Annotated in this window: 15 protein-coding genes, 1 rRNA gene, 1 pseudogene and 1 riboswitch; of the genes and pseudogenes, 12 read left to right on the top strand and 5 right to left on the bottom strand. The window is 39.5% G+C overall.

All coding sequences use genetic code 11. The features are described from left to right. Positions 1-3 precede the first annotated feature (3 nt). The 6 genes and pseudogenes from ACFPA1_RS07525 to ACFPA1_RS07500 all read left to right on the top strand — a co-directional run bounded on the left by ACFPA1_RS07525 (position 4) and on the right by ACFPA1_RS07500 (position 5277). Positions 4-138: a BA3454 family stress response protein gene (locus tag ACFPA1_RS07525; RefSeq protein WP_378581904.1), complete on the top strand. Its 135-nt coding sequence runs from the start codon at positions 4-6 to the stop codon at positions 136-138. A 103-nt stretch (positions 139-241) separates the two neighbouring features. Then, positions 242-667, top strand: coding sequence for an RrF2 family transcriptional regulator (locus tag ACFPA1_RS07520; protein WP_213146011.1), 426 nt, complete (start codon positions 242-244; stop codon positions 665-667). A gap of 112 nt (positions 668-779) precedes the next feature. Beyond that, entirely contained in the window at positions 780-1115 is a 336-nt protein-coding gene (locus tag ACFPA1_RS07515; protein ID WP_378581903.1) for an IDEAL domain-containing protein, read from the top strand. A 214-nt stretch (positions 1116-1329) separates the two neighbouring features. Continuing rightward, positions 1330-2364, top strand: coding sequence for an ROK family protein (locus ACFPA1_RS07510; protein WP_378581902.1), 1035 nt, complete (start codon positions 1330-1332; stop codon positions 2362-2364). 33 nt (positions 2365-2397) lie between these two features. Then, on the top strand, positions 2398-3615 hold the full coding sequence (locus ACFPA1_RS07505; protein WP_378581901.1) for an MFS transporter: 1218 nt from the start codon (positions 2398-2400) through the stop codon (positions 3613-3615). Between the two features lie 93 nt (positions 3616-3708). Next, positions 3709-5277 (top strand): annotated as a pseudogene (locus ACFPA1_RS07500) (IS3 family transposase). A gap of 106 nt (positions 5278-5383) precedes the next feature. Here the strand turns inward: ACFPA1_RS07500 and ACFPA1_RS07495 are convergent. Further along, positions 5384-7048, bottom strand: coding sequence for a long-chain fatty acid--CoA ligase (locus tag ACFPA1_RS07495; RefSeq protein WP_378581900.1), 1665 nt, complete (start codon positions 7046-7048; stop codon positions 5384-5386). A 370-nt stretch (positions 7049-7418) separates the two neighbouring features. Between ACFPA1_RS07495 and ACFPA1_RS07490 the strand changes: the two genes are divergently transcribed. Further along, positions 7419-8363: a phosphotriesterase-related protein gene (locus ACFPA1_RS07490; RefSeq protein WP_378581899.1), complete on the top strand. Its 945-nt coding sequence runs from the start codon at positions 7419-7421 to the stop codon at positions 8361-8363. 53 nt (positions 8364-8416) lie between these two features. On the opposite strand, the gene ACFPA1_RS07485 is transcribed toward ACFPA1_RS07490, so the two are convergent. Beyond that, complete coding sequence (locus tag ACFPA1_RS07485; protein WP_213146017.1) at positions 8417-9655, bottom strand: multidrug effflux MFS transporter; 1239 nt, start codon at positions 9653-9655, stop codon at positions 8417-8419. Between the two features lie 188 nt (positions 9656-9843). Next, positions 9844-10971: a 5-methyltetrahydropteroyltriglutamate--homocysteine S-methyltransferase gene (locus ACFPA1_RS07480; protein ID WP_378581898.1), complete on the bottom strand. Its 1128-nt coding sequence runs from the start codon at positions 10969-10971 to the stop codon at positions 9844-9846. An 82-nt stretch (positions 10972-11053) separates the two neighbouring features. Further along, positions 11054-11152, bottom strand: a riboswitch (SAM riboswitch). A gap of 212 nt (positions 11153-11364) precedes the next feature. Between ACFPA1_RS07480 and ACFPA1_RS07475 the strand changes: the two genes are divergently transcribed. The 4 genes from ACFPA1_RS07475 to ACFPA1_RS07460 all read left to right on the top strand — a co-directional run bounded on the left by ACFPA1_RS07475 (position 11365) and on the right by ACFPA1_RS07460 (position 13841). After that, positions 11365-11982 carry a peroxiredoxin gene (locus tag ACFPA1_RS07475; RefSeq protein WP_378581897.1) on the top strand — a complete coding sequence of 206 codons (618 nt, stop codon included), beginning with the start codon at positions 11365-11367 and terminating at the stop codon, positions 11980-11982. Positions 11983-12193: 211 nt separating this feature from the next. Next, positions 12194-12397, top strand: a complete 204-nt coding sequence (locus tag ACFPA1_RS07470; protein ID WP_378581896.1) for a hypothetical protein — start codon at positions 12194-12196, stop codon at positions 12395-12397. A 154-nt stretch (positions 12398-12551) separates the two neighbouring features. Further along, entirely contained in the window at positions 12552-13511 is a 960-nt protein-coding gene (locus tag ACFPA1_RS07465; RefSeq protein WP_213146022.1) for an aldolase catalytic domain-containing protein, read from the top strand. Between the two features lie 135 nt (positions 13512-13646). Further along, a complete protein-coding gene (locus tag ACFPA1_RS07460; protein ID WP_213146023.1) occupies positions 13647-13841 on the top strand; it encodes an SE1832 family protein in 195 nt (64 codons plus the stop codon). 77 nt (positions 13842-13918) lie between these two features. Here ACFPA1_RS07460 and ACFPA1_RS07455 read toward each other — a convergent pair whose 3' ends face one another. Together ACFPA1_RS07455 and ACFPA1_RS07450 are read right to left on the bottom strand one after the other, a co-directional pair. Beyond that, positions 13919-14914, bottom strand: coding sequence for an LLM class flavin-dependent oxidoreductase (locus ACFPA1_RS07455; protein ID WP_213146024.1), 996 nt, complete (start codon positions 14912-14914; stop codon positions 13919-13921). Positions 14915-14932: 18 nt separating this feature from the next. Further along, on the bottom strand, positions 14933-15217 hold the full coding sequence (locus ACFPA1_RS07450) for a DUF3219 family protein (protein WP_378581895.1): 285 nt from the start codon (positions 15215-15217) through the stop codon (positions 14933-14935). Between the two features lie 544 nt (positions 15218-15761). Here ACFPA1_RS07450 and ACFPA1_RS07445 point away from each other — a divergent pair. Next, a 16S ribosomal RNA gene (locus ACFPA1_RS07445) occupies positions 15762-15933 on the top strand; the annotation flags it as partial.

Below are 15933 nucleotides of genomic sequence, written 5' to 3'. Positions count from 1 at the left end.
AAGATGATTGAAGTTTTCGTAACAGTTCATTATAAAGATAGAAATTATCATACCAATGTTATTGTGGAAAAAGAAATGAAATGGGACAGAATTAAAAAGTTAGCAGAAGAACAAGTTAAAAAACAGTGGAATGTTTAAATTTGACAAGCTAATCTGTAACGTTTACTATTACAGTACAATAATTTATTTACAATAAGACATAGAAATAGAAAGATTTGCATTTTTTTGAGGAGGCCAGGTTATGAACAGCGATTTCACACTTGCCATACACAGTCTAACATATCTCGCACTACAGCCTGACCGAATGTCAACAAGTGAAGCCATTTCAGAAAGTGCCGGTGTCCACCCGGTTCGGATTCGTAAAGTCCTAAGTTTGTTGAAAAAAAATGGATTTATAAAATCAAAAGAGGGAATTGGCGGCGGATTTATTTTTGCATTGGAATTAAGTGAAGTTACTCTCTGGGATATCTATAAGATCACCTCTGAAGGTGCATTGCAGCCAAAGTGTCCTGATTCCAATGAAAAGTGTATTGTTGGTGCTAATATGCATACCGTCCTTTTTAAAATATTTTTAGGTGCTGAAGAACATCTTGGGGAGTATTTAAAGGACTATACTATAAAGGAAATCGTCGATCTTATTAATCAATGCAAAGGCTGCGATTGCTGATTTTCTCAAGTCTTCTTTTTGTTTTAAATGTAATAAAAAATATTACAGATTACGTATCCTAAATGGGTGCAACTTCATACAATAACACTAAATAATTTGGAGGTGACCAGTTATGGTACCGAACGATCGTTCTAGTTTAAAAACAGGTGATTGGATTAAGGGAACTTCATGGGATGGTGAATTAATCCTTGGTTTTATAGAATCAATGGATATTCTAGAAGGAGTGGTTAAAGTAACGGTCATTAGAAGTGACAATACGGAGACCATTGGGAAAACCATTCCTATTTTAAGCAAGCGGGTGAAGAAACTGCCTGTCTCAACAGCCACAAATAAGGAGCAAACTAGATTCCTAATAGACCTGGCATTGTCTACAGGTGATGAAGAGTGGTTTATGGAGCTGTCTGCCAAGTTAAACGAAATGAAACAGCTTGTAAGCAGTGAATCATAATACAAAACTAGATTCTTATAATAAAATAACAACCGTTTATTAATAAAACCTTCTCATATTCCGTGAAGGTTTTTTATTTTGTTAAGGGACGATAGTAGCAAAACCTGCATTTATAAATTCCATTGTTTTCAAAAATCTTATATGATATAGTATCCATAACTTATTAAATAACTTTAAAAAGTATTTTAAAAAGTAATCTTAGGTGGTGAATTCAATGAATGAATTATTAGCTACTCCGAAATCTATGAAGAAGATTATCTTTCGGGGCATTCGTTCAACTCTTTTAGAACTTGGAAGTGCAACAAAACTTGAGCTTAGCCAAAAATTAGATATTAGCCTTCCGACAATCGCTAAGTTTCTAACGCAGATGGAGAAGGATGGGGAACTCTTCTCCGTCGGTTTGGATGATTCTAGCGGGGGGAGAAGGGCAAAGAGATTTACATACAATCCTGAGTACACATTAGGCCTTGCCATCTTTTTAGAGAGAACAGAAACGAATTATACAATTTTTAATTGCTTAGGAGAAGTAAAGGAACAAGGAAAAGCTCCTAGTGTATTAATAGACGATGGTTTAAATTTATTAACTGAGCGCATTGAAAACATTATTACGAAATATCCCAAAATCAGTTCTCTTGCAATTGGCGTTCCTGGTTCGGTTGATCGTGGACGAATCTTTTATATTCCAGGATACGAGCAGTTTCAAAATTTTGATTTAAAAGGATACTATGAAGAACATTTTTCTATACCTGTTGTAGTAGAGAATGATATGAATGCTGCTGTTCTCGGTTATCACAATACTAGAGGAATGAAGTCCAAGCAATCGCTTATTTATTTGTATTCTGGCCAAAATGGCCCAGGGGCAGGAATTATGATCAATGGAGATGTGGTGCGGGGAAGTACATTTTTTACAGGAGAGGTTTCATTCGTCCCGCTGTATGATGAGCGAAATTTCGGACAAGCACTGGCAAGTGGTAGTGGGGCTAAGAAACTAGCATTCTATGAGGATGATAAGATAGATGCGATTTGCAGATTAATGGCATCATTTGTAGCTATTATTAACCCCCATACCGTCATTTTTTGCGGTGATGAAATGCAAAAAGAAATAATAAAAAAAATCGCCATCGGTAGCTTAAAATATTTCCCTTCAGAACATCTCCCGGAGCTGACCATAGGTGATTGGAAGCAGGATTACTTATTTGGATTACAAAGTCTTGGACTTGATCTCATGTTGAATGGGACAAGCAATTAAAGTTCAGTTGAACACAATAAAAGAGGTTTAAAAATGACAACATTCCTTTTAATTATTATATACTTGGCATTTATTAGTTTAGGTTTACCTGACTCATTGTTAGGGGCAGCGTGGCCAGTAATGCAATCAGATTTAGGGGCACGCCTTGATACAGCCGGATTTCTTTTTATGACGATTGCTGGCGGTACGATTATTTCCAGTTTAGTAAGTGGAAAGGTACTGAAACGGTTTGGGACTGGCAAGGTCACATTTGTCAGTGTTTTCATGACAGCTTGTGCTTTGCTGGGTTTTCATTTTGCACCATCGGTTGTTTGGATAGTGGTATGTGCCATACCACTTGGATTAGGGGCAGGAGCCGTTGATGCAGGATTAAACGACTATGTGGCAACACATTATAAGGCACACCATATGAGTTGGCTGCATTGTTTTTGGGGAGTCGGAGCCACTCTTGGCCCAATCATAATGGCTCAGTCTATTTCGGGGCAAAATTCTTGGAGAAACGGATATTTCACAATTTCTGCTATTCAGTTTGCGTTAGTGATCATCCTTTTCCTAACATTGCCTTTATGGAATAGAGTGACAAAAAACAGCAATATTGCAGTAAATGAAGATTGCGAAGATGCATCTTTTGCTGAAGATGGTAATGATATAATACCTTTACAAATTAAAGGAGTGAAATTGGCTCTTGCATCCTTTTTGTTTTATTGTGGGGTTGAAGCATCAGTGGGTCTTTGGGGAAGCAGTTACTTGGTAAATGTCAAAGGGATAAGTGCGGCCACTGCTGCCCAATGGGTTTCCTTCTATTACGCAGGAATAACGATTGGTAGATTGATAACAGGCTTTATTACCTTTAAGATTAGTAATCTTACTCTTATTCGGATAGGGCAAATCATCGCATTAGTCGGTGCTGCATTTCTTTTCCTGCCATTGCCAACGATTTTTTCGCTTGTAGGTTTTATATTGATTGGATTGGGATTGGCGCCAATCTTTCCGTGTATGTTACATGAAACACCAACACGTTTTGGGAAGACGCATTCTCAGACGATTATGGGATATCAAATGGCAGTTGCTTATACAGGCAGTACCTTTGTGCCGCCGTTTCTTGGTTTCATTGCATCTCGTTCAACAATAGGGATCTTCCCAATTTTTATAGTTATGTTTGTTGCAGTCATGCTTTTAAGTTCTGAAAAATTAAATTCAATACTGAAAGTGAAGGATTTAATAAAGAGGAAAGAAACCAGTTCAATATAACAAGAAAATGACGTATGTCAAAATGATATGCTCCCGATAAAGTAGACAGATGAAATAATAAAAAATCTGTTTACTTTTATTGGGGGTTTTTTTATGGCGAAAAGTGCTTATTCTGCACAAGAAAAATTAGATTTAATTATCACTTATCAAGACAGAAAAACATCAGTTCAAGTTTTCTGTCAACAACACAAAATAACTGAAGATACATTAAATAAATGGATTTATCTATATCAGACATATGGAATGGATGGGCTTCAGGGATCTAATGGATGGAAACGGTATTCCAAAAATGTCAAAATAGCTGCAGTCCTTGATTATCTATCGGGGAGCTACTCAATGAATGAAGTTGTTCGGAAGTATGAAATGTCCAGTCGTTCCCTTTTGAAACAATGGATAAGGAATTATAATGATCATAGAGAATTAAAAGATACGAAAAGGATGAATAACTCTATGATTAAAGGTCGGTCCACCACACCAGAAGAACGTTTGGAAATCGTTATGTACTGCTTGCAGAACGAGAAAAATTATCATCAGGCATCGGAACACTTCAATGTTTCCTATCAACAGGTATATCAATGGGTTAAGAAGTATGAAAAAGAAGGAGAAGACGGTCTTCAGGATAATCGAGGCAAGCGTAAAGCGGAGCCGGAGTTAACCCCTGAAGAGAAGATCCAACGAGAAATGAAGCGATTGGAGCAGGAAAATGAGCGACTTCGTGCGGAGAATGCATTCTTAAAAAAGTTGGAGGAACTCGAAAGGAGGCGTTTAAAGAAACGTCCATAAGCCAAATTCGATTAACCGATAAATATATAGCCATTCAGGAACTCCATGAGAAAGAGAAATTTTCCCTTGTGCTATTATGCGAGATTGCTAGAATTCAACGTTCTTCTTATTATAAATGGCTTAATCGTACCATCTCTGAGAATGAAAAGTTAAATGAGGAAATTCTGGAGGAGATAAGACGTCTATATGATAAGGTGGACGGTATATATGGGTATCGCCGTATGACGATGAACCTGAACCGTATCTTAACGAAGACTATTAATCATAAACGAGTGTATCGACTGATGAGAATCGCTGGTATCCAATCGGTCATTCGACGTAAGGGCAAAAAATATAAGCCAAGTACACCAAAACATGTAGCTGAGAACATTTTGAACAGAGAATTTAACGCAGAGAAGCCAAATGAAAAATGGTTAACTGATGTGACAGAAATGAAGTATGGAGCCTCAAATAAGGCTTATTTGAGTGCGATTTTAGATTTGTACGATGGGTCCATTGTAGGCTATGTAATTAGGCAATCACAACAATAATCCATTGGTGTTTAGAACCCTGGATTTGGCTTTGGATGCTAACCCGGCAGCAAAACCTCTATTCCATAGTGATCGAGGATTTCAATACACCTCCCCTTCATTTAAAAGGAAAATAGAGAAAGCAGAAATGGTTCAAAGTATGTCGAGAGTCGGAAGGTGCATTGATAATGGACCCATGGAGGCTTTTTGGGGAACATTGAAAAGTGAAAAATATTATCTTAACAAGTACAGTACCTTTGAAGAGTTGAAGAAGGACATTGAGGAGTACATACAATTTTATAATAATGACCGATTACAAAAAAGATTAAACGGCCTTAGCCCCTTAGAATACAGGGCTAACGCCGCTTAGTGTCGTTTTATTATTTCCGCTGTCTACTTGACGGGGGGCACTTCAAAATTCATACGTCATTTCTTATTTTAAGGACATGTTAAGCAAATTAGTCCTTCAAGAAAACTTATTTCACCTTCTCCTCTTCCATCTCCTGCAGCTTTCTCCACAGGATTTTCCCGCTGCCTGACATCGGCAGTTCATCTAAAAATTGAACAATTCTCGGAACTTTATAGGCGGCCATGTGCTCTTTGGACCATGCGATAATTTCCTCTTCCGAAGTTCCTTTTCCTTGTGAGTTCAGCACGATAAACGCCTTTACGGTCTCGCCGCGCCTTGGGTCGGGAACACCGATGACGCAGGCGTTCTGCACGGATGGATGTTTATACAAAGTATTTTCCACTTCCGCAGGCCAAACTTTAAAACCGGAGGCATTAATCATGCGTTTGACCCGGTCAACCAAGAAGAAATAGCCTTCTTCATCATAGCGGCCGATGTCGCCTGTTCTGAAAAATTCCTTCCCTTCAATCGTTACAAAGGAATTCTTGGTTTCCTCAGGTCTGTTCCAGTAGCCTTTTAAGACTTGGGGACCATTGACAATGATTTCCCCCTGTACATTTGGACCCTGCTCCTTTAACGAGACCGGATCAATCACCCTAGAATCCACATCAAACTGTGGCACTCCTAAGCACTGCATCTTCGGCCTTTCAACTGGATTTTGATGCGTTTGTGAAATGGTCTCTGTTAGCCCGTAGCCTTCTACATAGCGAAGCCCTGTCAGCTCTAAAAGCTTTTGGCCGACTGCTTCCGGAAGGGGAGCACCGCCGCCGCTAATCATCTTCAGGGAATCGATTGAATAGTCTTTGAGATTTGGGTGCGCCAATAAATCAACGACCATTGTGGAAATGTTCGTCCATCTTGTGCACCGATAGCGATCGATCAATTTTAAGGCAACATCCCGGTCCCAGCGTGTCATCATTACCATCGTGGAACCAAGAGAGATCGGTCCATTCATGTTATGCTGCAGGCCGGTCACATGGAAAAGGGGAAGCGTTGACAACCCAATATCAGCAGGAGTTGACTGCGACCATACAATTCCACCGAGAAGAGTAGATTGCAAGGTTTTATGTGTGTGCATACAGCCTTTTGGTTTGCCAGTCGTCCCCGAAGTATAAGGGAGGCAGCATAAATCATCGCATCCAGCCTGGCTAGGATTTGCTTCTAAGCCTGCTGTTAATGCATCATCCCAATCTATTATTGCTAATGAGTCAAATGATTCTTTTGGAGCAGCCACGACAGGAGGGACCGTATAGTCCAAATCGGTTTGGGCATAGTCCGAATAGGCTGCAACAACAATCTGCTCAAGAGGAGTGAACCCAATACACGGCTCAATTTCCCGAATTAATTCTTGTCCGGCAATCGCCACTTTGGAATCACAATCTGATAAATAAAATGCCACTTCATCCTTCACATTCATCGGATTAATTGGCACCACGACAGCGTCAGCCCGTAAAATCGCGTAAAAGGCGATGATATACTGTGGTGAATTTTGCATGTACAGCAACACGCGGTCGCCTTTTGCGACTCCAAGTACCTTTTGCAGATACCCTGCTAGTTTGTTTACTTCTGAGTGAAGTTGTTTATAGGTGATTTCTGTTCCGTAATAAACAATTGCCGTCTTATTCGGATAACGCTTTGTCGTCATTTCCAGGTTGTCGTAAATGGTTGATTCAGGAATCGGTAAGGTTTTCGGCAGCCGTTCTGGCCAAAATTCAAAATGACGTGTAAACATTAAACAAATCACCACCAAATAGATTTTTTAAAAACTTCCGTTGAAATCGGTTACAATTATAATAATAATACATTAATAACAGAATATTCTAGTAATTGGGTTAATTTTTTTCGTAGAAAAATAATACCTTAAGATTATTAACGATTCTGGAATTTTTTACAAAAAATAATTGACGTAGTAGGAAGAAGCTTGGTACTATATCTATCAGATAATTCATAATCTTTTAAAATCTTTACAAAGATTATAGTACCAGATACGCAAATTTTTGGACTGATTTGAAAACGTTACCATTTGTAGTGCTCGAGACTTAGGTTATGGATTATTTTTTTAGAAAAATTTCAATGGTCAGAGGATGAAAGGGGAGTATGGAATGACACTTATTAATTCTGTTACAGGACAAGTTGATTCTGCCGAACTGGGTTTAACACTAATCCATGAGCACATGCGTATTCGCTCTGAGTCTGTATTCGTGCAGTTTCCCCATTTGTATGATGAGGAGAAAGACTTCGCTAGAGCAGTGGTACAGGTAAACAAAGCGAAAGCACTCGGTGTGACAACCATCTGTGATCCAACCGTCATGGAGCTTGGCCGTGACATCCGCTTTATTGAGAGAGTCTCCCGCGAAACGGGGGTTCAAATCATCGCGGCAACAGGAATCTACTCCTATCACTATATCCCACCTCATTTCCAAAATCGTGATATCGACTATATGGCTGATTTGTTTGTCCGCGATATTGAAGTCGGAATTCAGAACACATCCATTAAAGCAGGATTCTTAAAATGTGCCACGGATGCACAAGGGGTCACCCCTGATGTTGAGAAGGTTATTCGCGCCGTTGCTCGTGCTCAAAAGCGGACAGGTGTACCGATTATGACTCATTCACATCCGGGAACCGGAACCGGCTTAAATCAAATTGACATCCTTCTTGAAGAGGGAGTGGATCCGAAGCGGATTCTGATTGGGCATACCGGAGATACCGATAACATGGAGTACATATTGAAGGTGCTCGACCATGGGGTATATATCGGCATGGACCGTTATGGCTTAACCGCTGAGTGTACAACTGAAAATAGAAACACAATCGTTATTGAACTCGCGAAGCTAGGATATGCAGACCGCATGTTTTTATCACAGGATCATTGCTGCTCGATGGATTGGTATCCTGAAGGACTAATTGAGCATGTGCTCCCGAAATGGACAATGACATTTGTTCTTGAAGAGATTATACCAGAATTAAAAGCGAGTGGAGTAACGGAAGAACAAATTAACCTGATGATGGTCGAAAACGCTCGCCGCTGGTTTGAGGGGAAATAGAAAAAAATCCACCTTCCATCGTTACAAATGGAAGGTGGATTTTTCAGGAGGGTTTAAATTGAACCACTTACTCGGTTTCTCTTTACTAGAATCCAATACAATAACACTGCCCCACAACCGGCACATACAATCACTACGCCCATCGGAATAGCCGTCTGCCCGCCGCCTATACCAACTAGGGGAGCGACAAATCCACCAAAGGTAAATGAAGTAACACCCAGTAAGGCAGAAGCACTACCCGCATTTTTTCCTTGTGTTTGCATGGCTAGGGAGAATCCTGCTGTATTTACCATTCCTACACTGGATACAACGAAAAATAATGGAATCAAAACGAAGACTAGCTTTGCTTGTAAAAATAAAAGCAGCAATAAAATGATCCCGCCTGTTGCGGACATTCCTAATCCAACTTTGAACAGTTTAGCTTCAGGGATTCTCCCTGCCAACCTGCCTGTCGTTTGACTCATGATCATGATCCCGATAGCGTTGATCGCAAAGATCAGACTGAACATTTGCGGGGATGCACCATAAATATCCTGTACGACAAAGGGAGAACCTGAAATGTACGCGAACATGCCAGCAAAGACTAAGCCCTGCGCTAAAGCATAGCCCATAAAGCTTCGATCCACGATTAGTTTTAAAAAAGGGCTAAATGTATTCTTCATGCCTCCAGCGGAACGCTTTTCTTTAGGCAGCGTTTCCGGCAATCCAAAAAGAATGATAAAAAACATAACGATTCCAATGATACTTAAAACAATAAAGACACCTTGCCAGGGAAACGCCTTAAGCAGCTGAGCACCAATAATCGGAGCAAGGATAGGGGCCAGCCCGTTCACCAATGCAAGGAGTGCAAAAAACTTGGTTAATTCAGTTCCTGAATATAAATCTCTGACAATCGCCCTCGAAATCACAATTCCAGCTGATCCAGCAAACCCCTGGATAAGCCGCAAGATAATTAACCCCCAAATGGAAGGGCTAAATACGCATAAAAGGGACACGATAAAGTAAATCATTAAGCCAACCAAAAGTGGTTTTCGGCGGCCAGTTACATCACTGATAGGCCCAGTTAGCAATTGTCCGGATGCTAAACCGAGCACGAAAAGCGACAAGCTAAGTTGAACCGAAGATGCGTTTGTATGGAAATCTTTTGCGATATTTGGCAGGGCCGGTAAATACATATCAATGGATAAAGGGCCAAATGCTGCAAGTGAACCGAGAACAATCGCCATCCATACTCGTTTAGAACGAGAAAGCACTGCTTGATGATCCTCTGCCTTTTGTATGAAATCCCCCATATTGTAAGTCCTTCCTCCAGTTATGTAAATCCAATCTAGTTACCTAAGATTTTATCATTCTATGTTAACAGATTATTCAATATTTAGGAATTCTTAAAAGTAGAAACATACAACCAATTTCAGAAACGATTAAATTGAAAAAGGCCGCCTTCCATCATAGAAATGGAAGGCGGCCTCTCCTAGTCGGTTTAAATGGTTCCCCAAACATCCTTAGCAATAGCCACTACATGTTTAATCTTATTCCACTGCTCTTCTTCCGTTAAAATATTTCCTTCTTCTGTGCTGGCAAAGCCGCATTGAGGGCTTACTGCCAGGTTTTCTAAAGGAATAAATTGACTTGCTTCTTTAATTCTTGCCTTAATGGATTCTGGATCCTCGAGTTCTGGGAATTTAGAAGTGAATAGTCCTAGTACAACGGTTAGGTTAGGACGCTTGAAGCCTTTTAAAGGTTCGAAGTCACCAGAACGCTGATCATCATACTCTAGGAATAGCCCGTCCACATTTAGCTCAGCGAAAATGGCATCGGAAATTTGATCGTACCCGCCGCTTGTGATGTAGGTGGATCTGAAGTTGCCGCGGCAAATATGCATGGTAATTGTTAAATCTTCCGGCTTATCGGCAATGGTTTCATTGATTGCACTTACTCTTGTTTTGATGATTTCATGTACATCCAAGCCAACTTTTTCAACCACTGCATTGATTCGCTCTTCAGAAACAAAATCAATCCAAGATGTGTCGTCTAATTGCAAGTAACGGCAGCCAGCATCATAGAAAGCCTGGATGGCTTTTTGATAGGCCGCTACGGTATCTTTATAAAGTTGTTCGCTGTTGCCATTGTAATACTCATCGCCTTGAATTCTCGTAAATAACATATTCGGGCTTGGAATGGAGAACTTCGCCACTTGGCTGCCATCTCCATATTTTTCAACTGCCTGCTTTAAAAACTTGAAATGCTTCAGCATATAATGATCATTAAAGTCAACTTTGCCCACTACTTTAATGGCGTTGTTTCTTGTTTGGGCGCCTTTGAAGTTGCTGATATATTCATTTTCGAAAAATGCTACACCTTCCAAACCAGCCAGGAAATCCAAATGCCACCATGAACGTCTAAACTCACCATCTGTAACGGATTTTAAGCCTGCTTCAATTTGGTTTTGAACTAATTTCTCAATTTCTTGATCCTCAACCGCCTTCAGGGCATCTGCATCAATTTCCCCATTGGCAAAAGCCTTTCTGGCTTCTTTAACCGGTTCTGTTCGAAGAAAGCTGCCGACATGGTCAGCCTTGAATGGAGTTTTTACTAGTGTTGCTGTCATTAATTATTCCTTCTTTCTCGGTGTAATAAAAAACCCTCTTCTCAAAAATAAGAAGAGGGGGGTAATAGCCATTGCTAATCTCTTCTTATCTTTAAGCACTCGCTTCTGGAATTGGCACAGTACGAACGTGTCTGCTGCCGAGGCTTCAAAGGGCCAGTCCCTCCACCTCTCTTGATAAGAATATTCGAAAATATTTAATTAAAAGTAAAGATACACTTGTTCTGATTTTCTGTCAACAAAAATCTACAACATTATTGTTGTGGTTAAATGGAAAGGCTATCCAAAATAGGCTCAATGGGACAAATACCTAAACGTATATTATTTATGGTAACGCTATTAAAAAATGAACTCCAGCAAGAAATTAAGATTCAGGTGATGATCTGAGGTGAAAAAATGGAATTTAACAGACGAGAGGGTCATTTTGATGGGTCTTTGCAGCCATTTTGTGCACAGACAACAGATATGGCCCCCCTATTTGAAGCAGAAGCTTATGATCATGCAGAAAAGAAAATAAAAAAGCTTCGTCTAGAAAGCTATCGTGGAAGCTGGGTTATTTTATTTTTTTATGCAAGTGATTTTACCTTTGTTTGACCGACAGAATTGGCAGCGGTCGCTGCTATTAAGGATCAACTAAAGACACTTAATACAAATGTCCTTGCTATCAGCACGGACAGTGTATATGCCCATAAAGTTTTCGCTGAGGTATCTCCTAATGCCTCTCAGGTATCATTTCCACTTCTAAGTGACCGAACACACCAAATCAGTAAAGCATACAGAGTCCTAAATGAAAAAGTTGGGGCAGCCTTAAGAGCAACCGTCATTATCGACCCAGATGGAATAATTGTGTCCAAATTGGTATACCCATTAGAAGTTGGCCGAAATGTTTACGAAATACTAAGGATCATACAAGGGGTACAATACGGAAGAAGCACCGGAGAAGGAGTCCCAGCTAACTGGGTTCCCGGTAACCCAGGAATCATTAGAGACCCAAAGTATATCGGAAGAATTTGAGGCATGGGGACGGTTCTCATGCCTCATTTAGGCTTTTAAGATCGTCTACACACATCATTGATTCATTAATTATGTCGTAATTTGTCGAAAAGTTAATAAAAATGTACGCGTTTTCACCTGATATGATAGTTTCTATACAAATATTCTAAATATTCATCCCTTTGTGACTACCCAGGAAAAATGGATAGATTGGTCTGTCAGGAGGTATAAAATGTGCCAGGAACACAGAAACAAAAATGTAGAAGTAAATTTTGAAATACCAGAAAACATAATCCAAAGTTTTAGAGATGCTGTTGAAAAAAATGGAAAGTCAATGAATGATGTGCTTAGGTTATATATGCAAAAATACATTTGGAAACAAAGTGAATTACAAAAAAATAGACAAATGCGACGTCAAAGTATTGGAGCCAAGTGATAAAATGATAGTAGTATAATATAGAAATACTTTAACCAATTTTATCAAATATTTTCAAAACGGTTGACATGTAAGTTTGACACCTTTAAAAGATTCATGGTATATATATTCAAATTATGACGAATGAGCATAACCACAGGGGGAATTTAAAATTATGGAACATCGCAGCAAAATTTTAGATTGTACGATCCGTGATGGGGGATTAGTTAACAATTGGGATTTCAGTGTCGAATTTGTCCAGGACTTGTATAATGGACTAAGTGCGGCTGGCGTTGAGTATATGGAGATTGGCTACAAAAACTCCGCAAAGCTTCTGAACGCAACTGAACCTAATCCATGGAGATTTCTAGATGATCATTTTCTGAAAGAAATCATTCCTGAGAAAAAATTTACGAAGCTATCTGCATTAGTAGATATTGGCCGAGTCGATCCCAACGATATCCTGCCTCGCGAGCAAAGTGTGTTGGATATGATCCGGGTAGCCTGCTATATCCGTGAAGTGGACAAGGGGCTGGAGCTTGTCCAAATGTTCCATGATTTAGGATATGAGACATCTCTCAATATTATGGCTTTATCCAGTGTGCCTGAACAGAAGCTTATTGAAGCAATGGAAATGGTCAAAGAAAGTCCAGTCGATGTTGTGTATATCGTGGATTCTTTTGGAAGCTTAGATCCGGCTGATATTGCACATCAAGTGAAAAAGTTTCAAGCGATGCTTCCTAACAAGCAGCTTGGTATTCATACGCATAACAATTTGCAGTTAGCATTTGCTAATACCTTGACAGCACATCAAAATGGAGTTACCTTCCTGGATTCATCTGTTTACGGCATGGGACGGGCGGCAGGGAACTGCAATACAGAGCTTCTTGTCAGCTACATAAAAAAACCAAGCTATGAACTTAAACCGTTACTTGGTGTAATCGAAAAGCATATGTTAGAAATGAGAGAAAAGTGGGAATGGGGCTATATCATTCCTTATATGATCTCTGGTGTCCTTAATGAGCATCCACGGGTGGCAATGGCTTATCGAAATAGTGACGAGCGTGACCAATTCGTTGACTTCTATGACAAGGTAACAACACCTGAAGCAACTTTAGCTACAACTTCTAGGTAGTTTATTACATGTACAGCCGCCTGCGGGCGGTTCTTTTTTTGGGGATGAAAGCAACTGGGCAGAATAGTAGCGAAAACACATCGGATTTGTAATCATAGAAAGAAGATTTAAGACTTATGGAGAGTGAAACCAATAATGGATAAAAAACAGATTGAGTATAAAATTCTAGAGTTGAAAGACGAATACTTACAGCTGCAACATAATCTTGAAAAATTAGAGTATGTAAAAGGAAACATAGCCCCGTTGGAAAAACGACTATCTGAAATTGAAGAGGAATTGAATTCTCTTAATCAATTATTACGAAAAATAGCAGGGCAAACACAAAAATAGTAACTTAAGTTCAAGAGACCACAGAATTGATGGTCTCTTTTCTTGTATCAAAGTTTTAATAGATGCGTATTAAATAGTTATAAAAGCACCTTTTCAGCGATAAGTCTATAGGATTCAATGCGATCCTTCGGAGAATGTGTAATCGTTAAAATCATAATTTCATCCGCATTATATGAAGCTTGTAACTGCTCAAGTTTCTTTTTTACCTCCAGTGGATTGCCAATGATCATTCTCTTTTTCATCGCTGCTAATTTTTCTAGTTCTTTTTCATTGAGTTCGTATTGCTTTGCTTCCTGGATAGAGGGCACAAATTGCCCTTCGCCTTTTTCCTTCTGTAATGCCCAGATTAGATTACTTAATGCGATTTCTTCAGCTTTTTCGGCCGTTTCCGCACAAACCACTGAAACAGTTAACAATACCTGAGGGGATTGACCATGTTTGTTAGGTTGAAAGGCATCAAGATATTGTTGGATGATGTCTGCTCCGTCTTTGTCGCTCATGAACTGGCCGAATGCATATGCCAAGCCATGTTCAGCAGCAAGGTGGGCACTTTTTTTACTTGTACCAAGAATCCACGGCATCGGCGGCACTTCCGGCAGGGGAGAGGCCTTTAGTTTTGAAAACTCGTGATCTTCAGGAAAATCATTTTTTAAAAAGTGAAGCAGTTCTTTTACTAAGTCAGGCAATTTCCAAACCTGTTGTAAAAAATTATCGGATAAAGCATTCGTTGCCTCCGCTGACCCGCCAGGTGCACGCCCAATGCCGATATCAATCCGATTTGGATATAGGGTAGCCAGCATATTATAAACCTCGGCCACTTTATATGGTTTATAATGCGGTAATAATACAGCCCCAGAACCGAGGCGAATCCGTTTGGTGTTGGCGCCAATATAACTGATCATCACTTCAGGTGCCGAGCAGGCCAGACCTGGCAAATCATGATGTTCGGAAATCCAATACCGTGTGTAACCTAACTCATCTCCTGCTTGGGCTAGCTTCAATGATTCATCCAATGCCTCTTTTGCTGTTTGGTTGGAGGAGATGGGAGATAAATCTAATATGCTTAATTTCACTGCACCATGCCTTCTTTCTTAATTCTTCACTTCGAGCAAAGTCAATGTAAAAATTGCTACTTGTCCTTTTTCATATAAGTTCGTGACAGAAGTGGAATATTGTTGAATGGTACCTCTAACCGCTAAACCAGTTTCAGGAACTTTTACATCAAAGGACCCTTCATACAGCAACACTGTAGTGTCGTGATAGTCCTCACTCGTCACTTTGAATTCAATAACAATTTTATGTAAACCGTTCTCAAGCTCTTCTTTATATTTTTCAATACGTATAGAATTATCATTTAAGATGATTTCATTAACCAAGGACACCACACCTTTTATGTTTGTATGAAAAAATAATAGCACTGGGCCAATAGGGGAGCAAATGAATTGGACCGAACAGCTCAAAAATTACAACAGTCTTCTTATATAACATAAGCCCATTTCATTTCTAAATTTCTTAACACATACATCGTTCATTATTTGGTAAAAATTTCAGGTTGATGATAAATGAAATTCGCGATATATTATAAATCCGTCACTTACACGAGTGACAGAAGACATGATACATTTTTAGATAGTTTCAAGAAATTAAAAATTTTTTCTTGCGATGTGAAAATGTATGTGTTAATATATTAAATGTCGCTTTTGAAATAAATCATTAACTTCGTGAATTGGAAGAAAATGACGGTTGATAGATTAGTAGAAATGCGATATAATTAAATTCTTGTCGCTTAAACAAGTGACAAAGATAGTTCTTTGAAAACTAAACAAACAAAAACGTCAACAAACAATAATAATCATGTTTCTTCTATATAATATAGAAAACATGAGCCAACGTAACATTTTTGAGCTAATCAACTCAACTTTATTGGAGAGTTTGATCCTGGCTCAGGACGAACGCTGGCGGCGTGCCTAATACATGCAAGTCGAGCGAATCACTGGGAGTTTGCTCCTGGTGGTTAGCGGCGGACGGGTGAGTAACACGTGGGCAACCTGCCTGTAAGACTGGGATAACTTCGGGAAACCGGAGCTAATAC

It is taken from the genome of Neobacillus sp. GCM10023253 (genome assembly GCF_042653105.1).
Classification (GTDB): Bacteria; Bacillota; Bacilli; order Bacillales; family Cytobacillaceae; genus Neobacillus; species Neobacillus citreus.
This window is presented reverse-complemented; position numbering and strand designations above follow the sequence as displayed.